Annotated in this window: 17 protein-coding genes; 7 read left to right on the forward strand and 10 right to left on the reverse strand. The window is 68.3% G+C overall.

All coding sequences use genetic code 11. The annotated features are described in order from the left end of the window. Positions 1 to 135: 135 nt before the first annotated feature. The gene (gene murJ / locus RI578_RS20380; protein ID WP_310872401.1) at positions 136 to 2,523 is read right to left on the reverse strand and encodes a murein biosynthesis integral membrane protein MurJ; all 2,388 of its coding nucleotides are present in this window, start codon (positions 2,521 to 2,523) and stop codon (positions 136 to 138) included. Positions 2,524 to 2,567: 44 nt separating this feature from the next. Further along, on the reverse strand, positions 2,568 to 4,982 hold the full coding sequence (locus RI578_RS20385) for a DUF6049 family protein (RefSeq protein WP_310872402.1): 2,415 nt from the start codon (positions 4,980 to 4,982) through the stop codon (positions 2,568 to 2,570). 234 nt (positions 4,983 to 5,216) lie between these two features. Between RI578_RS20385 and RI578_RS20390 the strand changes: the two genes are divergently transcribed. After that, positions 5,217 to 6,662, forward strand: coding sequence for a CCA tRNA nucleotidyltransferase (locus RI578_RS20390; protein WP_310872403.1), 1,446 nt, complete (start codon positions 5,217 to 5,219; stop codon positions 6,660 to 6,662). Between the two features lie 155 nt (positions 6,663 to 6,817). Here RI578_RS20390 and RI578_RS20395 read toward each other — a convergent pair whose 3' ends face one another. From RI578_RS20395 to RI578_RS20410, 4 genes are all read right to left on the reverse strand, one after another. After that, positions 6,818 to 7,363: a hypothetical protein gene (locus tag RI578_RS20395; RefSeq protein ID WP_310872404.1), complete on the reverse strand. Its 546-nt coding sequence runs from the start codon at positions 7,361 to 7,363 to the stop codon at positions 6,818 to 6,820. 103 nt (positions 7,364 to 7,466) lie between these two features. Next, positions 7,467 to 8,729: an MFS transporter gene (locus RI578_RS20400; RefSeq protein ID WP_310872405.1), complete on the reverse strand. Its 1,263-nt coding sequence runs from the start codon at positions 8,727 to 8,729 to the stop codon at positions 7,467 to 7,469. Between the two features lie 78 nt (positions 8,730 to 8,807). Further along, a complete protein-coding gene (locus RI578_RS20405; protein ID WP_121747999.1) occupies positions 8,808 to 9,890 on the reverse strand; it encodes an inositol-3-phosphate synthase in 1,083 nt (360 codons plus the stop codon). A 44-nt stretch (positions 9,891 to 9,934) separates the two neighbouring features. Next, positions 9,935 to 10,612 (reverse strand): PadR family transcriptional regulator, encoded by a 678-nt coding sequence (locus RI578_RS20410; protein WP_210960106.1) that lies wholly within the window; start codon positions 10,610 to 10,612, stop codon positions 9,935 to 9,937. A 352-nt stretch (positions 10,613 to 10,964) separates the two neighbouring features. Between RI578_RS20410 and RI578_RS20415 the strand changes: the two genes are divergently transcribed. Beyond that, positions 10,965 to 13,658, forward strand: coding sequence for a transglycosylase domain-containing protein (locus RI578_RS20415; RefSeq protein ID WP_310872406.1), 2,694 nt, complete (start codon positions 10,965 to 10,967; stop codon positions 13,656 to 13,658). A 120-nt stretch (positions 13,659 to 13,778) separates the two neighbouring features. Further along, complete coding sequence (locus tag RI578_RS20420; protein ID WP_310872407.1) at positions 13,779 to 15,308, forward strand: glycosyltransferase 87 family protein; 1,530 nt, start codon at positions 13,779 to 13,781, stop codon at positions 15,306 to 15,308. A gap of 85 nt (positions 15,309 to 15,393) precedes the next feature. Here the strand turns inward: RI578_RS20420 and RI578_RS20425 are convergent, their stop codons facing one another. From RI578_RS20425 to RI578_RS20435, 3 genes are all read right to left on the reverse strand, one after another. Beyond that, the gene (locus RI578_RS20425; RefSeq protein WP_310872408.1) at positions 15,394 to 16,425 is read right to left on the reverse strand and encodes an alanine racemase; all 1,032 of its coding nucleotides are present in this window, start codon (positions 16,423 to 16,425) and stop codon (positions 15,394 to 15,396) included. 60 nt (positions 16,426 to 16,485) lie between these two features. After that, the gene (gene femX, locus RI578_RS20430; protein ID WP_310872409.1) at positions 16,486 to 17,607 is read right to left on the reverse strand and encodes a peptidoglycan bridge formation glycyltransferase FemX; all 1,122 of its coding nucleotides are present in this window, start codon (positions 17,605 to 17,607) and stop codon (positions 16,486 to 16,488) included. 126 nt (positions 17,608 to 17,733) lie between these two features. Next, positions 17,734 to 18,039, reverse strand: a complete 306-nt coding sequence (locus RI578_RS20435; RefSeq protein ID WP_310872410.1) for a hypothetical protein — start codon at positions 18,037 to 18,039, stop codon at positions 17,734 to 17,736. Positions 18,040 to 18,316: 277 nt separating this feature from the next. Between RI578_RS20435 and rpsF the strand changes: the two genes are divergently transcribed. From rpsF to rplI, 4 genes are all read left to right on the forward strand, one after another. Next, the gene (rpsF, locus tag RI578_RS20440; protein ID WP_003975025.1) at positions 18,317 to 18,607 is read left to right on the forward strand and encodes a 30S ribosomal protein S6; all 291 of its coding nucleotides are present in this window, start codon (positions 18,317 to 18,319) and stop codon (positions 18,605 to 18,607) included. Between the two features lie 77 nt (positions 18,608 to 18,684). Beyond that, positions 18,685 to 19,287, forward strand: coding sequence for a single-stranded DNA-binding protein (locus tag RI578_RS20445; RefSeq protein ID WP_210960112.1), 603 nt, complete (start codon positions 18,685 to 18,687; stop codon positions 19,285 to 19,287). Between the two features lie 42 nt (positions 19,288 to 19,329). After that, on the forward strand, positions 19,330 to 19,566 hold the full coding sequence (gene rpsR, locus RI578_RS20450) for a 30S ribosomal protein S18 (protein WP_003949403.1): 237 nt from the start codon (positions 19,330 to 19,332) through the stop codon (positions 19,564 to 19,566). 18 nt (positions 19,567 to 19,584) lie between these two features. Beyond that, positions 19,585 to 20,031: a 50S ribosomal protein L9 gene (gene rplI / locus RI578_RS20455; RefSeq protein WP_121747978.1), complete on the forward strand. Its 447-nt coding sequence runs from the start codon at positions 19,585 to 19,587 to the stop codon at positions 20,029 to 20,031. A gap of 110 nt (positions 20,032 to 20,141) precedes the next feature. Here the strand turns inward: rplI and RI578_RS20460 are convergent, their stop codons facing one another. Next, a complete protein-coding gene (locus tag RI578_RS20460; protein ID WP_310872411.1) occupies positions 20,142 to 21,479 on the reverse strand; it encodes an MATE family efflux transporter in 1,338 nt (445 codons plus the stop codon). Positions 21,480 to 21,870 lie beyond the last annotated feature (391 nt).

A 21,870-nucleotide genomic window follows, 5' to 3' on the forward strand; every position in this document is an offset into this window, starting at 1 on the left:
TTCCTGCCTCCCCATTCGATGCGCGCCGGCCGACTCCCGATGCGCGCAGTCCGACGCCGAACCCAATTGTGCCCACAGTCCGGCGCTATGCACGACACACGGCGGCGGACGATGGTTGTGCGCCTACCCCGGGTCTCAGCGTCCCAGGCGTCCGCGCACCATGCCGACCAGCGAGTTGACTTCCTCGATACGCATCCGGCGGGCGGCGACGAAGAAGACGCCGAACAGGAGCAGCCCGCCGGCCAGCAGCGCCGCGAACGACCCCAGTACGCCCTGGCCGAGCGCACGGCTGATCGCGTAGCAGGCCGCACCGCTGAGCAGGGCGGCCGGGACGGACGCGATGCACAGCCGGGCGTACGTCCGCAGCACCCGGGCGCCGTCCAGGTCCCCGCCGAGCCGCTTGCGCAGCCTGCGCCAGGCGACGCCCACGCCGATCACGTAGGCCAGGCCGTAGGAGGCGGCCATGCCTACGACGGCCCAGCGCGCCGGGAGCAGGAAGTAACAGAGCCCTGCGGCAGTGGCGTTGACCGCGGCCACGATGACCGTGTTGTAGAAGGGCGTCCGGGTGTCCTCATAGGCGTAGAAGGCACGCAGGACGACGTACTGCACGGAGTACGGGACGAGACCGAGGCCGAAGGCCATCAGCATGTAGCCCATGTTGGTGGCAGCGCCCGTACCCGAGGAGCCGAAGATCAGCGTGCACATCGGGATGCCGAGGGCGACGAAGCCGAAGGAGACCGGCACGATCGCGACGGCCGTCGTGCGCAGGCCCTGGGAGATGTCGTCGCGGACCGCGCCGCCGTCGTTCTCGGATGCCGAGCGGGAGATGCGGGGAAGCAGCGCGGCCATCAGGGAGACGGTGATGATGGCCTGCGGCAGGCCCCAGATCAGCTGGGCGTTGGCATAGGCACTGAAACCGGTGCCGGGGATGTTGGTGTCCGTGACCGACGCCGTGGCCAGCTGGGTGACGACGAGGGCGCCGGCCTGGTTGGCGAGGACGAACAGGATCGTCCACTTGGCGAGCATCGCGGCCTTGCCCAGGCCGTGACCCTTCCAGTCGAACCGCAGCCGCAGCTTGAATCCGGTCTCGCGCAGGTAGGGGATCATCGCCAGGGCCTGGACCACGAGGCCGAGGAGTACGCCGACGCCGAGCAGCCGCTCGCCTTCCGGCGGGATGTTCTGGACCGTCATGCCGGAGTCGCCGGCGGTGCCGTAGACCCAGATGAACGTGCCGAGCGTGACGATGATGACGATGTTGTTCAGGACTGGGGTCCACATCATCGCGCCGAACCGGCCGCGGGCGTTGAGGATCTGCCCCATCACCACGTGGACGCCCATGAAGAAGATGGACGGCAGGAAGTACCGGGTGAAGGTGACGGCCGTCTCGTTGGCCGCCGGGTTGGAGGCGACCGGGTTCGACAGCGCGCGAACCAGCAGCGGTGCCGCGAGCATGGCGAGCGCGGTGAGCACTCCGAGGGCGACCATGACCAGGGTCAGAAGCCGGTTGGCGTAGGCCTCGCCGCCGTCCTTGTCCTCCTTCATGGCGCGCACGAGCTGCGGGACGAAGACCGAGTTGAGGCCGCCGCCGACGGTCAGGATGTAGATCATCGTCGGCAGTTGGTAGGCGATCTGGAACGACTCGCCCAGCAGCGCGAGTCCCAGCGCCGAGACGATCATCGCGGACCGGATGAACCCGGTGAGCCGCGACACCATCGTGCCCGCCGCCATTACGGCGCTCGACTTCAGCAGGCCCCCCGCACGCCCGCCCTTCTTGGGCGCGGCGGCCGGTGCGGCGGCGGGCTCGGGCTCCTGGAGGGGCGCCTCGGCCGCTTCCGGAGTGGGCGCCACCGCGTACTGGCCAGGCGCGGGCGCCGCGTGCTGCTGCTGCCCGGGCGCCGGAGCGGGGCCGCCGTACTGACCGTAGGCCGGTGCGTTCCCGTACGGGTCGGGTCCCTGGTGCGCGCCGTACTGTCCCGGCCCCGGTGTCCCGTCGTACTGCCCCGGCGCCGGTGCGGGGGCGGGCACGGAGGCGTGGTCGTCGTAGGAGGGGTGGCCGCCGCCCTGCTGCTGGTCCCGGAAGAGGTGGGCGAAGGCGTCCGGCTCGTGGCGCTGCTCGCCGGCCTGGGTGACCAGGTCGTCCACGCCGACGTACTGGGTGGTCCGCGGGTCGTCGCCGTACGGCAGGTACTGCGTCGGGCCCTCCGGCTCGGGGGCCGGGGTCTGGGCCCAGACGCGTGGGTCGGGGGCGTAGGGAGACTGGGAGGGCTGGGAGTACAGCGGCTGCTGCGGCGGATACGTGCCCGGGGGCGGCGGGGGGTGCGCGGCGCGGTCGTAGAGCGCCTCGGAGACCGGGTCCTGGGCGGAGAGGTCCTGCGCCCGGTAGGGATCCTGGTCGTAGGCGTCCTGGAGGTACATGTCCGCGGGCGGCTGCGGCGGTGCCTGGCCGGGGTCGGGCGGCGGACCCTCGGGGTTACCCGAGCCGTCCACGGTCTGACCGCGGTCACCGTCGTACGGCGCGTTCATGGTTACCCCACCTCATCGTCCCGGGCCCACCGGCCACGACATCCTCAACGGTCCACTCTCTCACCCGTGCCGGACGGGTCGGCGCTTTCCGCTGCGGTGTCCGGTGTCGGGTCACTCGGCTGCTCCGGGTCGCCTGCCCGGGGGCGTGCCTCGGACTCTTCCTTGAGACGTTCGTCGGAGCCTTCCGGGTTCTGCGGACCGTTCCCGGAGTTCTCCGAGCCCTCCGAGCCCTCGGGCTCCTTCGTCTCGCCGGTTTCGCTCTTCTCCGCGTCGCGGGCGGCGGCCCGCTTGCGCTGTGTGTACATCCGGAAGCCGGCGAGGACGAGCAGCAGGACACCGCCGCCGATGACGAGCATCACGGTGGCCGTGATCTCGGTGACCTTCACGTCGAAGGTGACGGGCTCGCCGTACTTCCGCCCGTCCATCGTGTACAGCTGGGCGATCACCGTCGCACGGCCGTTGGCGTTGGCCGACGTGGTGAACTTCACCGACTGGCTGTGGCCGCCGGAGACCGAGATCGGCTGCTCCTCGTAGGCGGCGCCATCGATCTCGAGCCGCGTCGGGTTGGTCGAGGTGAGCCGCAGGACCAAGGGGCCGACGTCCTGCACCAGGTTGTTCTGCACCGTCACGGGAATCGTGGCGCTGCGACCGGAGAGCTTCGTCTCCGACTTGTCGATCAGTCTGACCCGGCCGGTCAGCCCGTCGAGGTACAACTTCACATCGTCGCGGAAGGACTCCGCCTCGGCGGCCCGGCCTCGCCACGACGCGGACATCTCCCGGTTCAGTGCGCGCCCGAACGGCGTCACCACCCGGGACGGGTCCGACAGGACGACCTTGAAGTTGTCGAGCGTGTCCTGGGTCCGCGCGGTCTGCACGAACGCCGTCCGGGGCAGTTCCTTCTCGCGCAGCGCCGAGGGGTAGGAGGAGATTCCGGGCACCTTGGTGGTGGCGTCCGGGTCCGGCTTGGCCGTGGCGGCCGCCGCCAGCTTCTGCGACTCGGACCAGGTGCCGCCCTGCATCGCCCGCAGCGCCTCGGCCATCGCGCGTGCCTGGTTCCCGGAGGGCATGCGCTGCGGCGCGATGACGACGCTGCGCTGCTTGCCGGTCTGGAGGCCCAGGGACAGGCTCTGGGCAAGGAACCGCTGCACCGCGAGCGTGGACGCGGAGGCCCTCGTCAGATCGCCCTCGAACGCGGTGGACAGCCGGGCGTCCGCGACGACGGCCGTCGTGCCGCCGCCGATGGGGCGGGCCGCGGAGGGCGTGTACGGCAAGCCGCTGGTCTCCTGGAGGCTGTCGCTGCGGGCGATCACCTTGTCGGCGCCCGCGGAGGTGGCGACCTTGACGATCGACCCGTCGACGGCGCCGTCCACGGGCCAGGCGAAGTCGGTGTTCGGCTTCACGTGGAGGATCGGCTCGACCGTGTTGTCGATGACGTCCGTGGCACTCTTCAGCTGGTTCAGCGACCCGGTGACATCCGTGCCGTTGTGGGCGAGGGACGCCAGGTCCGGGTCGGCGAAGGGAAGGGCGACGACCTCCTTGTCGGCCACCGCGTCCTGCAGCTCGGCGAGCCACTCCTTGGCGACCGTCTGATGGGTGCCGGCGACCGTCTTGTCGCCGTCCCGGACGCGGTAGCTGCCCGTCATCGCGTCGACGGAGGCCAGCAGGTCCGGGTCGACCACCCAGGTGACGTCGAGGTCCTTGCCCAGCGTCACCATCTGGTTCAGCCGGCCCCCGGGGGAGATCTCCTTGGCCAGGTCGTCGTTGAGGAAGACCGGTGTCTGCTCCTCGTTCGGTCCCGTCTCGGCGGCCATGTGCGTGGTCGACACGAGCGGCCACAGAGCCGTCGTCTTCGTCTTGGGGTCGGCCTCGTCGGGCTGCCAGGGCAGGAAGGTCCGCTGGATGCCGAGGATCTGCTCCCAGGGCTGCGCGGAGGTCTCCCCGGACAGCGAGACGGCGAATTCGTAGACGCCGTCCTCGCCCAGGTCCAGGTCGTCGACCGGCACGGAGATGTTGAAGTGCTCGGCGACGCCGGGGCTGAGCTTGGAGAACTTTTCGGTGTACTTGTCGTCGATCTCCGGGGCGATGGTCCCCTGAAGATCGTTGCTGTCCTTGGCGATCGCGTCGAGGGACGAGCGGGTGTTGACCTCGGGCCCCACGCGCAGGCCCACGTGGGCGTCGGTGACGGCCTGCTTGCCGTGATTGGTCACGGTGCCCGACACGGTCACCGTGTCCCCGTCCGTGGGCGCGGAGGGGGTGAGCGAGTCGACCGCGACGGCCACCGAGCCCGAATCCGCGTCGGCCTTGGCCGAGGACTGCCCGTCGGCGTGTGCCGATCCGGCGGCCGGCAGCTGCACCAGGCCGGCCAGCAGCGGCGCCCCGGCGATCAGCGCCGTGGTGCGCCGTAGCCACCGGCGGGCAGGTGAGGGACTGGTCCCCTGGAAGTCTGCCGCCTCGGCCACGCGCTCGCCCGTCCCTCGTCGTCGTCAGTGGTCGTCGGAATGTGCGTCCACGAATGGTAACGATGCGCGCCGAGGGGAAGTGCCGCGGAGTAGGCCACAAGATCCGCCACCGAGCGCGGCTGCCCCGTATGTGCGCCTATAAAGGGAGCGCAGTGGAAGTGGGGGTTTCGGTGCGCGATCAACCCGATCAATGGGGACGTCGGTCTCCGCTCGGGCCACGTACCCTCTTCTGTTGTGCCGAACGCCAACGAAGCCAGCCCCAGTGCCCTCAGCCAGGAGCAGCCCCGCGCCGTGAGCGAACCGCTGCGGGTCGCCCCTGTCGCCGACGACCTCGCCCGCCGCTTCCAGGAGGCCGGGTTCTCTCTTGCCCTGGTCGGTGGCTCGGTCCGGGACGCGTTGCTCGGCCGGCTCGGCAACGACCTGGACTTCACGACCGACGCCCTCCCGCAGGACGTACTGAAGATCGTGCGACCCTGGGCGGACGCCGTCTGGGAGGTCGGGATCGCGTTCGGCACTGTCGGGGCGCAGAAAGACGGCTGGCAGATCGAGGTGACCACCTACCGGTCGGAGGCGTACGACCGCACCTCGCGCAAGCCGGAGGTGTCGTACGGCGACTCCATCGAGGAGGACCTCGTTCGGCGTGACTTCACGGTGAACGCGATGGCCGTCGCGCTCCCGGAGAAGAGGTTCATCGATCCGCACGGCGGGCTCGACGATCTCGCGGCGCGTGTGCTGCGTACTCCGGGCACCCCCGAGGATTCCTTCTCCGACGATCCGCTCCGGATGATGCGGGCCGCGCGGTTCGCCGCGCAGCTGGACTTCGAGGTGGCTCCCGAGGTGGTCGCCGCCATGAAGGACATGGCCGGACGCATCGACATCGTCTCGGCCGAGCGGGTCCGGGACGAGCTGAACAAGCTGGTCCTCTCCTCTCACCCGCGCAAGGGGCTGAGCCTGCTGGTGGAGAGCGGTATCGCCGAGCGGGTCCTGCCCGAGCTGCCGGCGCTGCGCCTGGAGCGGGACGAGCACCACCGGCACAAGGACGTCTACGACCACACACTCATCGTCCTGGAGCAGGCGATGGCCCTGGAGAACGAGGGCCCCGACCTGACCCTGCGCCTTGCGGCCCTGCTGCACGACATCGGCAAGCCGCGCACGCGCCGCTTCGAGAAGGACGGCCGGGTCTCGTTCCACCACCACGAAGTGGTCGGGGCCAAGATGACGAAGAAGCGCATGACCGCGCTCAAGTACTCCAACGACCTGGTGAAGGACGTCTCGCGCCTGGTCGAGCTGCACCTGCGTTTCCACGGTTACGGCACGGGCGAGTGGACGGACTCCGCGGTCCGTCGGTATGTCCGGGACGCCGGGCCTCTGCTCGACCGGCTCCACAAGCTGACCCGTTCGGACTGCACGACCCGCAACAAGCGCAAGGCCTCGGCGCTGTCGCGCGCGTATGACGGGCTGGAGGAGCGGATCGCGCAGCTCCAGGAGCAGGAGGAACTGGACGCGATCCGCCCGGACCTGGATGGCAACCAGATCATGGAGATCCTCGGCGTCCGTCCCGGACCGGCCGTCGGTCAGGCCTACAAGCACCTGCTGGAGCTCCGCCTTGAGAACGGGCCGATGGAACACGACGCGGCGGTGGCGGCGCTCAAGGAGTGGTGGGCCGAGCAGGAGGCGTGAATCGTGGACCGGCGTCATGTTTCACGTGAAACACGACGCCGGTGACGAAGCGTGAGGCTGGCGGCGGACAAGCGAAGGGGCGGTGTTTCACGTGAAACACCGCCCCTCAAGACCGTCCGCGTGAAGCGTCCGAACCTCTGCCCTACTTCTTTGCCCTACTTCTTGTAGTCCTTCAGGCAGAGCAGGAAGTCGCTGCCGCTACCGCTCTCGGTGTACGAGTACTGGAAGTCCTTGGCCTCTTCCGAGCACTTGTTCTCGGCGGTGAGAGCGGAGTAGGAACCCTCGACCTTGGCCAGCACCACGTACTGGGCCTTCGAGTCGCCACAGTCGACGACCTCGAGATCCGGGTTGCTGTCGCTGCTGCTGCCACGGTGCATGCAGTCGCCGACCGCGGCCGAGGTGGCGTCGTCCCGGCTGGCGATGTAACCACCGACGGCCACACCGACAACGACCACGGCGATGACGATGTTCTTGATCAGCTTGAACTTGTTGCGGCGCGGCGGCTGCGGCGGCACCGGGGCGTACGGTGCACCCTGCTGAGGGAAACCGGGCTGACCAGGCTGCTGCGGGAAGCCCGGCTGCTGGCCCTGGGCGAAGGGGTTCTGCCCGTGGGGCTGCTGCGGAGCCTGCGGCTGGCCCTGCGCGAACGGGTTGCCCTGGGGCGGCGGCGGAGTGGTCACTGGGGGTCCCCCTGAATACATAGGTGCGTGTCGCGGACATGGCGCGAAATAAGACGCACGTAAGCTATCGGGTCCCACTGACATCTCTGTAGTCCGGTGGGGCTCTGTGGCACTGATGTGACACTTACTGGCTCTCAAACCGGGCCATAGCCGTCGCAACCACTCCGTAGACCAAGGCGACTGTCACGACCAGCGGCACCGACCGCCCGTCCGGCGGCAGCATCAACGCGGCCACCCCGGCGGCGCCGACGAAGGCGACGTTGAACAGCACGTCGTACACGGAGAAGATCCGGCCACGGAAGGCATCGTCGACCGAGGACTGCACGACCGTGTCGGTCGCGATCTTCGCCCCCTGCGTCGTCAGGCCCAGGACGAACGCGGCGGCGAGCAGCGGCACGGTGGCGAACGGCAGACCGAGTGCCGGGACCAGCACCGTGGCGGCCCCCGCGCACACCGCCAGCCAGCGGCCGGGCCCGAGCCGTCCCGCCGCCCAGGGAGTGATCACCGCGGCCGCGAAGAAGCCCGCGCCGGAGACGCCCAGCGCCAGCCCCAGCAGAGCGAGCCCCTCGTCCGTGTCCGAGGTCAGGGCGTACCGGCACAGCATCAGCAGCATCACCAACAGGGCGCCGTAGCAGAACCGCATCAGCGTCATGCCCGCGAGCGACCAGGCCGCTTCCCGGCGTGCGGGCGCGGCCAGATGACGGACCCCCGCCACCAGGTCGCGGGCGGCGCCGACGAGAGCCGAGGCCAGCCGAGGCGGGACGAGCGCGGGATCGGGGCCCAGCAACTCCACGGCGATGCGAAGCGACGCCAGCGCCCCGCACAGGTACAGGGCGGCCCCGAGCAGCACCACGGCGGCATCGGAGTCCGCGACCACGAGGCGTACGACGAAGGCGAGGCCGCCGCCGGCCGTCGCGGCCAGGGTGCCGGCCGTCGGAGAGAGCGAGTTGGCGATCACCAGACGCTCCTCGTCCACCACACGCGGCAGCGCGGCGGACAGGCCTGCGAGAACGAAGCGGTTGACGGCGGTGACGCAGAGGGCCGAGACGTAGAAGAGCCAGTCCGGGACGGACGCGATCATCAGCACGGCCGTCGCCGATGCCAGTGCGGCGCGCAGCAGGTTGCCGTACAGAAAGACCTGGCGGCGGCGCCAGCGGTCCAGCAGAACGCCGGCGAAGGGGCCCACCAGGGAGTACGGGAGCAGCAGGACCGCCATCGCGGAGGCGATCGCCGCGGGCGAGGTCTGCTTCTCCGGGGAGAAGACCACATAGGTGGCGAGCGCGACCTGGTAGACACCGTCGGCGCCCTGGGAGAGCAGGCGTACGGCGAGCAGGCGCCGGAAACCCTTCAGGCGCAGCAGGACGCGCAGGTCACGGACGACGGCCATGGGGCACAGCCTCACATACGGGAAAGGCCCCCGGGTCAAGCGACCCGGGGACCTCCGACGGACCGGAGTCCGCGCTTGTCAGCGCTCGACCTCGCCGGCGATGAACTTCTCGACGTTGGCGCGGGCCTCGTCGTCGAAGTACTGGACCGGCGGGGACTTCATGAAGTAGCTCGACGCGGAGAGGATCGGGCCGCCGATGCCGCGGTCCTTGGCGATCTTCGCGGCGCGCAGGGCGTCGATGATGACACCGGCCGAGTTCGGGGAGTCCCAGACCTCGAGCTTGTACTCCAGGTTCAGCGGGACGTCACCGAACGCGCGGCCCTCCAGGCGGACGTAGGCCCACTTGCGGTCGTCCAGCCAGGCGACGTAGTCGGACGGGCCGATGTGGACGTTGTCCGCGCCCAGGTCCCGGTCGGGGATCTGGGAGGTGACGGCCTGCGTCTTGGAGATCTTCTTGGACTCCAGGCGCTCGCGCTCGAGCATGTTCTTGAAGTCCATGTTGCCGCCGACGTTCAGCTGCATCGTGCGGTCCAGGACGACGCCCCGGTCCTCGAACAGCTTCGCCATGACGCGGTGCGTGATGGTGGCGCCGACCTGCGACTTGATGTCGTCGCCGACGATCGGGACGCCCGCCTCGGTGAACTTGTCCGCCCACTCCTTGGTGCCGGCGATGAAGACCGGAAGGGCGTTGACGAAGGCGACCTTGGCGTCGATGGCGCACTGGGCGTAGTACTTCGCCGCGTCCTCGGAACCGACGGGCAGGTAGCAGACGAGAACGTCGACCTGCTTGTCCTTGAGAATCTGGACGACGTCGACCGGCGCCTCGGCGGACTCCTCGATGGTCTCGCGGTAGTACTTGCCGAGACCGTCGTGCGTGTGACCGCGCTGGACCTGGACGCCGCTGTTCGGGACGTCGCAAATCTTGATGGTGTTGTTCTCGGAGGCGCCGATGGCGTCCGCGAGGTCCAGGCCGACCTTCTTGGCGTCCACGTCGAAGGCGGCGACGAACTCGATGTCACTGACGTGGTAGTCGCCGAACTGGACGTGCATCAGGCCGGGGACCTTGGCCGCCGGGTCGGCGTCCTTGTAGTACTCGACGCCCTGCACCAGCGATGCGGCGCAGTTGCCCACACCGACGATGGCTACGCGAACCGAACCCATTCCGGTTGCTCCCTGTGTGTACGAGTGAGGCCCTGACTGGGCGCTCACGTGGCGGTGTCGCCGGGCGTATCCGGCCGGGGGTCGTCCCCGGGCCGGGGCAGGCCGCCCGTCGCTCCAGATGTCCTGTCCTGTTGAGCGGTCCCCTCCGCGGCGGAACCCCGCAGGTCCCGCCCCGCCCGCTCGCTCTCGATGAGCTCGTTCAGCCAGCGCACCTCGCGCTCCACGGACTCCATTCCGTGGCGCTGGAGCTCAAGCGTGTAGTCGTCGAGTCGCTCCCGGGTACGCGCCAAGGAGGCGCTCATCTTCTCCAGGCGCTCCTCCAGCCGACTGCGCCGGCCCTCGAGCACGCGCATGCGCACGTCACGCGACGTCTGCCCGAAGAACGCGAAGCGAGCGGCGAAGGTCTCGTCCTCGTAGGCGTCCGGGCCCGTCTGGGAGAGGAGCTGCTCGAAGTGTTCCTTACCGTCGGCCGTCAACCGGTAGACGATCTTGGCGCGGCGCCCCGTGAGGGACGCGGCGGCCTCGTCGACGTTCCCCGGTTCCTCGATCAACCAGCCGTTGGCGACCAGCGTCTTGAGGCAGGGGTAGAGCGTCCCGTAGCTGAACGCCCGGAACACACCCAGTGACGTGTTGAGTCGTTTGCGCAGCTCATAGCCGTGCATCGGGGATTCGCGGAGCAGGCCGAGTACGGCGAACTCGAGGATGCCGGAACGTCGGCTCATCGTCGCCTCCTCTCGTCCTTATGCCGCGCTGATGTATCGACTCGATACATCAGCACGATAGAACGAGCTTCCGCCTGCGACAAGAGGGGAACTCGTGAACGGGATCACATCAGGGATTCATCGAGTGCAAGTTGCCTGATTTGAGGTGAACTTCGGGGCTCGGGGGTTTTGACGGTGCGTAGTCTGTGCGCCATGCAGACCACAGGGAACCGAGTGACGCGTGGGGGCGTCCCTGTCCCTGGTGCAGTACGGGTGAATGCGGAAGGGACCGCATCCGTACTTCGGGGGGACCGGAAACCAGCCGCCTTTACCAGGCGCGCAAAGGTGCGCCTGCCCGAGGAGTAGTCGTTCGATGAGCGAGCACCGTCGCAAACCGCCGCAGCCGCAGGGAGGCGGACGTGCCGCGGCCCGACGCGGCCAGTCCGGCTCGTCCTCCGGTCGCCGTGCGGCACCGCGAGGCGCCACAGGGTCTCCGTCCGGCTCGTACGGTCCGGAGGACGAGGAGCGTCCGTACGGCAGCCGTGCCGAAGCCCGGCGCGCGGCACAGCGGAGCGGAGGCGGCCGCCGTAGAGCGGCCGAGCCGGGCCGCGGCGGCCGACGAGCCGCTCCCGCCGGGCCGGTCGTGGTCGGCAGAGGGCGCGCGGCCCCGTCCGGCAAGAAGCGGATGATCGACTACCCGCGCGGAGACCGGGACGGGTGGCGTCGCTGGATGCCCTCCTGGAAGCTTGTCTCCGGGCTGTGCATCGGCTTCTTCGGCAGTCTGGTGGCCGCCGCAGGCATCGCGTACGCCATGGTGGGCATCCCGGACGTCGCCAAGATCGCGAAAGCTCAGAACAACGTCTACTACTGGGCCGACGGCACCCAGATGGCCGCCACGGGCGGTGACCGGAACCGCCAGAGCGTCGACCTCTCCCAGATCCCCAAGGAAATGCGCAACGCGATCATTTCCCAGGAGAACAAGACGTTCTACTCCGACAGCGGCATCGACCCCAAGGGCATCGCCCGCGCCGTGTTCAACATGGCCAAGGGCGGTGACACGCAGGGTGGTTCCACCATCACCCAGCAGTACGTGAAGAACGCGATGCTGAACGACCAGTCGCAGACGATCTCCCGCAAGGTCAAGGAGATCTTCGTCTCGATGAAGGTCGGTACCGAGGTACCCAAGGATGAGATCCTCGAGGGCTACCTGAACTCCGCGTACTACGGCCGTGGCGCCTACGGCATCCAGGCGGCCGCACGCGCGTACTTCAACGTGGACGCCGTCGACCTCAACGCGGGCCAGTGCGCCTTCCTGTCCGCGATGCTCAAGGGCGCCACGTACTACGACCCGGCGGGCGCGACCTCGATCGACCCGGCCGCCACGCAGGAGGCCAACAGCAAGCGGGCCAACGCCCAGATGCAGGACACGCTCGACAAGATGGTGGAGTACGGGCATCTGAGCCAGGAGGACCGGGCGAGGTTCACGGAACTCCCCAAGGTGGAGAATCCGCAGTCGAACTCGCAGCTGGGCGGCCAGACCGGTTACCTCGTCAGGCTTGCCAAGGCTTCCGTGGTCCGGAGCGGCGTCGCTACGGAGCAGAAGCTGGAGAAGGGCGGCTACTCGATCTACACGACCTTCGACAAGAAGAAGGTCAAGGATCTCGAAACCGCGGTCCAGAAGGTCTACAAGAAGAACATCGACCCCGAGAAGCGCCCCAAGACGGACACACATGTCCAGTTCGGCGGGGCTTCAGTGAACCCCGAGACCGGTGCCATCGAGGCCATCTACGGCGGTGAGGACGCCACCAAGCACTTCACCAACAACGCCGACGTCACCGGCGCCCAGGTCGGTTCGACGTTCAAGCCATACGTGCTCGCGGCCGCGATGAAGTGGGGTGTGCGCGATCCCGAGCTCGGTGAGACCCAGGCTCAGGACGAACGCACCGTCGTCTCCCCGAAGAGCCTCTACAGCGGCAAGAACAACCTCAAGATCAAGAACTACGACGGCTCGGTCTGGCAGAACGAGAAGGGCGAGCAGTGGCGCCAGGAGAACGACGGCAAGCAAGACGTCGGTGAAGCGCCGGACTACAAGATCGACCTGCGTGAGGCCATGCGGGAGTCGGTCAACTCCGCCTTCGTTCAGCTCGGCATGGATGTCGGCCTGGACAAGGTGAAGGAGGCCGCCGTCGATGCCGGACTCCTGGAGGACAGCCTGGCGGGCTCCTCCTACCCGTCCTTCTCCCTCGGTGTCTCGGACCCGAGCGCCATCCGCATGGCGGGCGCGTACGCCACCTTCGCGGACAGTGGCAAGCAGCGCGAGCCCTTCTCCGTCACCAAGGTGTCGAACAAGGGCGGCACGGTCTACACGCACAAGGTGGAGACCAAGCAGGCGTTCACCGCGAAGGTCGCGGACAACGTCACGGACGTCCTGAAGACCGTCGTCGAGGACGGAACGGGTTCCAACGCCCAGCTGGCCGGCCGAGAGGTGGCCGGCAAGACCGGTACCACGGACGGCAACCAATCCGCCTGGTTCGTCGGCTACACCCCGCAGCTGGCGACCGCGATCAGCATGTTCCGCTACCCGGACGACGAGACCATCAAGAACCGCTCGTTCCTGGAGATGTACGGAACGGGTGGCGAGAAGAAGATCCACGGTGCGTCCTTCCCGTCCATCATCTGGCAGGACTACATGGAGGACGCGCTGAAGGGCACCAAGGCGGAGAAGTTCCCGAAGCCGGAGCCCATCGGCGAGGTCATCAACGACACCCCGCCGCCCAGCCCGACTCCCTCGCCCTCCCAGACGGAGGAGGAGACGAGTCCGTCACCGACGCCGTCGCCCAGTGAGACCGAGACCAGCCCCTCGCCCTCGCCGAGCAACACCTGCGGCGTCTTCGAGTTCAACTGCGAGGACGGCGACAACAGCGGCAATGAGAACGCCGGCAACGAGAACGGTGGCTCGGAAGGCAGTCCGTCCCCTTCGACGTCACCCAGTGAGACAGGGGAAGAGGACGACAGCAGAGGCAACCAGAACGGAGGCGGCGGCTTCATCTCCGGCCAGAACGGCTAGCCGCCGGAATGTCCGGCATGGGTGTTTCACGTGAAACACCCGCAAGTTTCACGTGAAACAGGGGCCGCCGCATCCACAGGGTGCGGCGGCCTCGCCGTATTCCCAGGTGCGTACGGCAGGATGTGCCCCATGCCCAGTGCAGAATCGACGCCAGCGAGCGCGCACGAGCCGGACACCGTGCGGCCGACCAGGGAGGACACGGTCGCCGCGGCCGGCAGCGAGCTGATCGGCGGCCCTGTCGGCCGCCGGGCCCTGCTCGGGACGTCCTGGTGGACCCCCGTGCGGGTGATCGCGCTCGTGGCGATCGGCATGTTCGCCCTCGGCCTGGTCCAGAAGGCGCCCTGTTACAACGGCGCCTGGTTCTTCGGTGCCAGCTCCCAGTACACGCACGCGTGCTACTCCGACATCCCGCACCTCTACCAGGGGCGCGGGTTCGTCGACGGCCTGGTGCCGTACTTCGACAAGCTCCCCGGCGACATGGAGTACCTCGAGTACCCGGTGCTGACCGGCGTGTTCATGGAGGTCGCGTCCTGGCTCACACCGGGCAGCGGCACCATTCAGGACCAGGAACAGTGGTACTGGATGGTCAACGCCGGGATGCTCATGGTGTGCGCGGCCGTCATCGCCGTCTGCGTGACCCGCACGCACACCCGGCGGCCCTGGGACGGTCTGCTGGTCGCCCTCGCACCCGCCCTCGCGCTGACCGCCACCGTCAACTGGGACCTGCTGGCGGTCGCCCTGACGTCCGCCGCGATCCTCATGTGGTCGCGGGGGCGCTCACTGGCCTTCGGCGTTCTGCTGGGCCTGGCCACGGCTGCCAAGCTCTACCCCTTCCTGATCCTCGGTCCGCTGCTCGTACTGTGCTGGCGAGCGGGCAGATGGCGGGAGTTCGGAAAGGCTCTGGGGGGCGCGGCCGTCGCCTGGCTCGTGGTGAACCTGCCGGTGATGCTCTTCGCCTTCGACGGCTGGTCGAAGTTCTATACCTTCAGCCAGGAACGCGGCGTCGACTTCGGGTCCTTCTGGCTGATCCTGGTCCAGAACACCGACAATCCGCCCAGCACCGAGACCGTCAACACGCTCGCCACCCTGCTGATGCTGCTGTGCTGCGGCGCCATCGCGGCGCTCACACTGACCGCCCCCAGGCGTCCGCGATTCGCCCAGCTCGCCTTCCTGATCGTCGCGGCGTTCATCCTCACCAACAAGGTCTACTCGCCGCAGTACGTGCTGTGGCTGGTTCCGCTGGCCGCGCTGGCCCGGCCGAAGTGGCGTGACTTCCTGATCTGGCAGGCGTGCGAGGTGGCCTACTTCCTGGGTATCTGGATGTACCTCGCGTACACGACCAGCGGCGACGCCCACAAGGGTCTGCCGACGGACGGCTATCACTGGGCCATCGGCGTGCACCTGCTGGGAACGCTGTTCCTCTGCGTCATGGTCGTGCGGGACATCCTCATGCCGGACCGGGACCCGGTTCGGAGGAAGGGGGACGACGATCCGTCGGGTGGTGTGCTCGACGGCGCGGAGGACGTCTTCGTCCTGGGACCCGCGGCTCATAACGAGCAGCCCGTGGCTCATACCGAGCAGCCCGCAGCCCACTTCGAGGGGTCACGGGTGAGATGGGGCGGGAGACAGCAGACGGGCGGTTCGCTCTGAGCGAACGCGCGAAAGGCCGTACACGGAGGCACCGTGTACGGCCTTTTCTACAGCGGTCGAGCCGGCGGTCGAGCCAGCCGTCGAGCTAGCGGTCGAGGATCCGGTCGAACTGCGTGGTGGTGTGCCGCAGATGGGCCACCAGTTCGTCACCGACCTTGGGCTCCGGCGCGTCGGAGGGCACGAACAGGATCGAGACCTGCATGTGCGGCGGCTCCGCGAACCAGCGCTGCTTGCCGCCCCAGACGAACGGCGCGAGATTGCGGTTGACCGTGGCGAGACCGGCCCGGGCGACGCCCTTGGCGCGCGGCATGACGCCGTGCAGCGCCTTCGGGGCCTCCAGACCCACGCCGTGCGACGTCCCGCCCGCCACGACCACCAGGAAGCCGTCGGAAGCCGCCTTCTGCTGCCGGTAGCCGAAGCGCTCGCCCTTGGCGACACGCGTGACGTCCAGGACCGCGCCGCGGTACTCGGTGGCGTCGTGGTCGCCCAGCCACAGCCGGGTGCCGATCCGGGCGCGGAAGCGGGTCTGTGGGAACTGCTGCTGGAGCCGGGCGAGTTCGTCCGCCTTGAGGTGGCTGACGAACATCGTGTGCAGCGGCAGCCGGGCCGCGCGCAGCCGGTCCATCCAGCCGATGACCTCCTCGACGGCGTCCGAGCCGTCGGTACGGTCCAGCGGCAGGTGGATGGCGAAGCCCTCCAGCCGGACGTTCTCTATGGCGGCGTGCAGCTGCGGCAGGTCCTGCTCGCTGATGCCGTGCCGCTTCATCGAGGACATCACCTCGATGACCACACGTGCGCCCACGAGGCCGTACACGCCGTCGATGGACGATACCGAGCGGACGACGCGGTCGGGCAGCGGTACGGGCTCCTCGCCGCGCCGGTACGGCGTCAGGACCAGCAGGTCACCGCCGAAGAAGTCCTTGATCCGGGCGGCCTCGTACGTCGTGCCGACGGCCAGTACGTCCGAGCCCAGCCGCGTGGCCTCCTCCGCCAGCCGCTCGTGCCCGAAGCCGTAGCCGTTGCCCTTGCAGACCGGGACGAGCCCGGGGAACTGCTCCTGCACGTGCTTGTGATGCGCCCGCCAGCGCGCGGTGTCGACGTAGAGGGTGAGCGCCATGGCCGGACCTGGGACCTTTCTCGTGGCTGTCAGAGGTGCGGGTTGGGGGTGAGCTGTGGGTCAGCGGCGCGACATGTAGATGTCGAGCGCCTTGTGGAGCAGCTTGTTCAGTGGGAAGTCCCACTCGCCGAGGTACTCGGCCGCCTGCCCGCCTGTGCCGACCTTGAACTGGATCAGGCCGAAGAGGTGGTCGCTCTCGTCCAGGGAGTCGGAGATACCGCGCAGGTCGTAGACGGTGGCGCCCAGGGCGTAGGCGTCGCGGAGCATGGCCCACTGCATCGCGTTCGAGGGCCGGACCTCGCGGCCGATGTTGTCGGAGGCGCCGTAGGAATACCAGACGTGCCCGCCGACGACCAGCATGGTCGCCGCCGACAGATTCACCCCGTTGTGCCGGGCGAAGTACAGCCGCATGCGGTTGGGGTCCTCGTTGTTGAGGGCCGCCCACATGCGCTGGAAGTACGACAGCGGGCGCGGCCGGAAGTGGTCGCGCACGGCCGTGATCTCGTACAGGCGCTGCCATTCCTCGAGGTCGTGGTAGCCGCCCTGGACAACCTCGACGCCGGCCTTCTCGGCCTTCTTGATGTTGCGGCGCCACAGCTGGTTGAAGTTCTTGTGGACCTCTTCCAGGGAGCGGTTGGCCAGCGGCACCTGGAAGACGTAGCGGGGCTGTACGTCGCCGAAGCCGGCGCCGCCGTCCTCGCCCTGCTGCCAGCCCATACGACGCAGCTTGTCGGCCACCTCGAAGGCGCGCGGCTCGATGTGGTCGGCCTCTATGTCGCGCAGGCGCTTGACGTCGGGGTCCTGGATGCCCTTCTTGATGGACGTGGCGTCCCAGCGACGGATGATCACGGGCGGGCCCATCTTCACCGAGAAGGCGCCCTGCTGCTTGAGGTGCGCCAGCATGGGCTCCATCCAGTCCTGGAGGTTCGGCGCGTACCAGTTGATGACCGGGCCCTCGGGGAGGTAGGCGAGGTACCGCTTGATCTTGGGCAGCTGCCGGTACAGGACGAGCCCCACGCCCACCAGCTCACCGGTCCGGTCGTCGAACCAGCCGAGGTTCTCCGAGCGCCATTCCGCCTTGACGTCTGCCCATGCCGGGACCTGCATGTGACTCGCCGCCGGCAGGCTCTGGATGTAGGCCAGATGCTGCTCGCGACTGATGGTCCTCAGGGTCAGGCTCATTCGGGGCGCTCCTCGGGCTGGTGTGTCCCCATGGGTACAGGGGCTCCGGCTCTCGCGCGAAGCCTACTGCGCCCTGTGAGCGCCCCGTCCGGCGTACGGGTGGAAGGGGGTCTGCGGTGACCGGGCTCAGCCGAAGAACCCACCGTGATTGATGCCGAAGAACAGACCGAGTGCGGAGCCTCCCAGCGCCAGTACCAGGCCGAAGCGCTCGCGCGTCGTCACCGAGATGAGCTGGCCGTATCCGGCGGTCAGGACACCCAGCAGACCTGCCCAGGAGGTCAGGACGTGGAGCCCGCGGAAGCTCGCTGTGGCCAGGGCGAGCACGGCCAGGACCAAGCCCACGGCCAGCAGTGTGTCCTGAAGGGGGTGCGGTCTGCCGTCGGTGGCCAGCAAGCCGGTCCGGGGCTTGGCGGGTCGCATGATCTGTGCCATGGGGAACCTCCTGCCATAGGCAGTGCGTCTTCGCCCTTCACATCCGCTGAGTACCGATTGTGTCCCCTCACAGCCGGATTTCAACCGCAAGCGGGTGGCCGGGTACTCTGTACCTTCTGCACTGGTGTCTGCTGCCATCCACGGCCGGGCCGCTTCCTCGGAGGAGGCCCGATTGTCAGTGGGTCCTGGTTTACTCGTTGATACCGGTGCCAACGCATCGCAACCCTCCTGCCACGGAACGACCGTGGCCGCTGAGTCCAAAGGAGGTGGGTTCCACATGCGTCACTACGAGGTGATGGTCATCCTCGACCCCGATCTCGAGGAGCGTTCTGTCTCCCCGCTGATCGAGAACTTCCTCTCTGTCGTCCGTGACGGCGGCGGAAAGGTCGAGAAGGTCGACACCTGGGGCCGTCGTCGTCTCTCGTACGAGATCAAGAAGAAGCCCGAGGGCATCTACTCGGTCATCGACCTGCAGGCCGAGCCTGCGGTCGTCAAGGAGCTCGACCGCCAGATGAACCTGAACGAGTCGGTCCTCCGGACCAAGGTCCTCCGTCCCGAGATGCACTGAGCCCTTCCGCTCAGCCGATCCCGGGATTCGAGTAGCAGCACAAGCAGCCAGCAGCAAACCCGCCGAGAGGTTCCCCCATGGCAGGCGAGACCGTCATCACGGTCATCGGCAATCTTGTCGATGATCCCGAGCTGCGCTTCACCCCGTCCGGTGCGGCCGTCGCGAAGTTCCGTGTCGCGTCGACCCCCCGCACCTTCGACCGTCAGACGAACGAGTGGAAGGACGGCGAAAGCCTCTTTCTCACCTGCTCGGTCTGGCGTCAGGCGGCGGAGAACGTCGCCGAGTCGCTCCAGCGAGGCATGCGCGTCATCGTGCAGGGCCGGCTGAAGCAGCGGTCCTACGAGGACCGTGAGGGCGTCAAGCGCACGGTCTACGAGCTGGACGTCGACGAGGTCGGCGCCAGCCTGCGCAGTGCCACGGCCAAGGTCACGAAGACCTCGGGCCAGGGCCGCGGAGGCCAGGGCGGTTACGGCGGTGGCGGTGGCGGTGGCGGCCAGGGTGGCGGCGGCTGGGGCGGCGGCCCCGGCGGTGGCCAGCAGGGCGGCGGCGCTCCGGCCGACGACCCCTGGGCGACCGGCGCTCCCGCCGGTGGCCAGCAGGGTGGCGGCGGTCAGCAGGGCGGCGGCTGGGGCGGTGGCTCCGGCGGCGGTGGCGGCTACTCGGACGAGCCCCCCTTCTAGGCGGGCTCCACTCACACTTCTTGATCACACAGGAGAAACATCATGGCTAAGCCGCCTGTGCGCAAGCCGAAGAAGAAGGTCTGCGCATTCTGCAAGGACAAGGTCACGTACGTGGACTACAAGGACACGAACATGCTGCGGAAGTTCATTTCCGACCGCGGCAAGATCCGTGCCCGCCGCGTGACCGGCAACTGCACTCAGCACCAGCGTGACGTCGCCACGGCCGTGAAGAACAGCCGTGAGATGGCGCTGCTGCCCTACACCTCCACCGCGCGATAAGGGAAGGGTGACCGAATCATGAAGATCATCCTCACCCACGAGGTCTCCGGCCTCGGTGCCGCGGGCGACGTCGTCGACGTCAAGGACGGTTACGCTCGCAACTACCTGATCCCGCGGAAGTTCGCCATCCGCTGGACCAAGGGTGGCGAGAAGGACGTCGAGCAGATCCGTCGTGCTCGCAAGATCCACGAGATCCAGACCATCGAGCAGGCCAACCAGGTGAAGGGCCAGCTCGAGGGCGTGAAGGTCCGTCTGGCCGTCCGCTCCGGCGACGCCGGTCGTCTCTTCGGCTCCGTCACGCCGGCCGACGTCGCTTCGGCGATCAAGGCCGCCGGTGGTCCCGAGGTCGACAAGCGCCGCATCGAGCTGGGCTCGCCGATCAAGACCCTGGGCGCCCACGAGACGTCCGTGCGTCTGCACCCCGAGGTTGCCGCCAAGGTCAGCATCGAGGTCGTCGCTGCCTGAGCTTTGCTCTCGCTGAAGCGATGAGATGGGGCCGCATCTCCCGGTCGGGAGATGCGGCCCCATCTTCATGGTCGCGTTTCACGTGAAACATCGTGTTTCACGTGAAACCGTCAGCGCGTCGCGCCCGTGACGATCCAGCGACCTGATCGGGTACGCAGCCACAGCGTTACCAGGCGCATCGTCATCATCAGTGTCATGGCCGCCCACAGGGCGGTGAGCCCACCGCCGAGCGCAGGGACGAGAAGCGCCACGGGAGTGAAGACCGCGAGGGTAAGCAGCATCGCCCAGGCGAGATAAGGGCCGTCGCCGGCACCCATGAGAACCCCGTCCAGGACGTAGACCACTCCGCAGATCGGCTGCGCGACGGCCACGATCACAAGAGCGGGCAGGGCGGTGTCCTTGACCGCGGAGTCTCCGGTGAACAGGGGCAGGAACGCTGGGCGTGACAGCACCACGAGCAGGCCGAGTCCGACTCCGACCGCGACACCCCACTCCACCATTCTCCGGCAGGCATCGCGGGCGCCCTGGGTGTCACCGGCTCCCAGATAGCGTCCGATGATGGCCTGACCGGCGATGGCGATGGCATCGAGGGCGAAGGCGAGCAGACTCCACAGAGACAGGACGATCTGATGGGCCGCGATGTCGGCGTCACCGAGTCGGGCCGCCACGGCTGTGGCGATCATGAGGATCGCTCGCAGCGAGAGGGTGCGTACCAGCAGCGGCGCCCCGGCCTGGGCCGATGCCCTGATGCCGGCGAGGTCCGGGCGCAGCGAGGCACCGTGCCGATGTGCCCCGCGGACCACCACCCAGAGGTACACCGCGGCCATGCCGCACTGGGCGATGACGGTTCCCCAGGCGGAGCCCGCGATGCCGAGGTCGGCGCCGTAGACGAGTACGACATTGAGGACGGCGTTGGCGAGGAAACCGGCGATGGCGACGTAGAGCGGGGTCCGGGTGTTCTGCAGTCCGCGCAGGACGCCGGTCGAGGCCAGTACGACCAGCATGGCGGGGATTCCGAGGGCGGAGATCCGCAGATACGTGATGGCGTACGGGGCCGCGGTTTGGGAGGCGCCGAAGAGTTCCACGAGGGAGGGCGCAGTGGGCAGCACGACGGCTATGACGGCGGCACCGAGCAGCAGCGCCAGCCAGATACCGTCCATGCCCTGGCGGATCGCGGATTGCAGGTCGCCCGCGCCGACGCGCCGGGAGACGGCCGCCGTGGTGGCGTAGGCGAGGAAGACGAAGACGCTGACGGCTGTGGTGAGCAGGGCCGAGGCGATGCCGAGTCCGGCGAGCTGCGCGGTGCCGAGATGGCCGACGATCGCACTGTCGGCCATGACGAAGAGGGGCTCGGCGACGAGTGCGCCGAAGGCCGGGACGGCCAGCGCGACGATCTCGCGGTCGTGTCGGCGCCGGACGTTCCGGGAGCGCGCGGGGGCCTGTGTCATGAGCACCAATCTAATCGTCCACAGGTAAGAGATGCAAAGCCTTTGCGGCCCTTACGTGCCGTCTCACCGTGTGTGCTTCTGGGCACGGTTCGAAGCGATCTTGATCCGACTGGGGAAGTTTTTCTTCTGCACAGGGCGTGGACGAGAAAGCCGCAGCTCAGGGTGGTTTCGCGGGTGGGGACGAGGGCTTGTTCACAGGGCTGTCCACCGGGTCGTGCACAGGTTTCGCGGAGTTCTCCACAGCATCTGGCCGCTCGTCCACATGGCCTGTGGATAACCAGATTGGCTGACGGTGCCCGCGGGCCTACGGTGGTCCGGCGCCTGCTCCGTCCACCGGCTTGTGAACCATCACAAACCCGACGCGCCAGAACCGGAGTTGGGCGTCTTATTT

Source organism: Streptomyces sp. BB1-1-1 (assembly GCF_031597775.1).
GTDB classification, from domain to species: domain Bacteria; phylum Actinomycetota; class Actinomycetes; order Streptomycetales; family Streptomycetaceae; genus Streptomyces; species Streptomyces thinghirensis.

Excerpts from the sequence above, each read along its gene's own strand:
- murJ (WP_310872401.1), bottom strand. The coding sequence starts at position 2,523 with ATGAACGCGCCGTACGACGGTGACCGCGGTCAGACCGTGGACGGCTCG.
- RI578_RS20395 (WP_310872404.1), bottom strand. The coding sequence starts at position 7,363 with ATGTATTCAGGGGGACCCCCAGTGACCACTCCGCCGCCGCCCCAGGGC.
- RI578_RS20400 (WP_310872405.1), bottom strand. The coding sequence starts at position 8,729 with ATGGCCGTCGTCCGTGACCTGCGCGTCCTGCTGCGCCTGAAGGGTTTC.
- RI578_RS20405 (WP_121747999.1), bottom strand. The coding sequence starts at position 9,890 with ATGGGTTCGGTTCGCGTAGCCATCGTCGGTGTGGGCAACTGCGCCGCA.
- RI578_RS20410 (WP_210960106.1), bottom strand. The coding sequence starts at position 10,612 with ATGAGCCGACGTTCCGGCATCCTCGAGTTCGCCGTACTCGGCCTGCTC.
- RI578_RS20415 (WP_310872406.1), top strand. The coding sequence starts at position 10,965 with ATGAGCGAGCACCGTCGCAAACCGCCGCAGCCGCAGGGAGGCGGACGT.
- RI578_RS20420 (WP_310872407.1), top strand. The coding sequence starts at position 13,779 with ATGTGCCCCATGCCCAGTGCAGAATCGACGCCAGCGAGCGCGCACGAG.
- RI578_RS20425 (WP_310872408.1), bottom strand. The coding sequence starts at position 16,425 with ATGGCGCTCACCCTCTACGTCGACACCGCGCGCTGGCGGGCGCATCAC.
- femX (WP_310872409.1), bottom strand. The coding sequence starts at position 17,607 with ATGAGCCTGACCCTGAGGACCATCAGTCGCGAGCAGCATCTGGCCTAC.
- RI578_RS20435 (WP_310872410.1), bottom strand. The coding sequence starts at position 18,039 with ATGGCACAGATCATGCGACCCGCCAAGCCCCGGACCGGCTTGCTGGCC.
- rpsF (WP_003975025.1), top strand. The coding sequence starts at position 18,317 with ATGCGTCACTACGAGGTGATGGTCATCCTCGACCCCGATCTCGAGGAG.
- RI578_RS20445 (WP_210960112.1), top strand. The coding sequence starts at position 18,685 with ATGGCAGGCGAGACCGTCATCACGGTCATCGGCAATCTTGTCGATGAT.
- rpsR (WP_003949403.1), top strand. The coding sequence starts at position 19,330 with ATGGCTAAGCCGCCTGTGCGCAAGCCGAAGAAGAAGGTCTGCGCATTC.
- rplI (WP_121747978.1), top strand. The coding sequence starts at position 19,585 with ATGAAGATCATCCTCACCCACGAGGTCTCCGGCCTCGGTGCCGCGGGC.
- RI578_RS20460 (WP_310872411.1), bottom strand. The coding sequence starts at position 21,479 with ATGACACAGGCCCCCGCGCGCTCCCGGAACGTCCGGCGCCGACACGAC.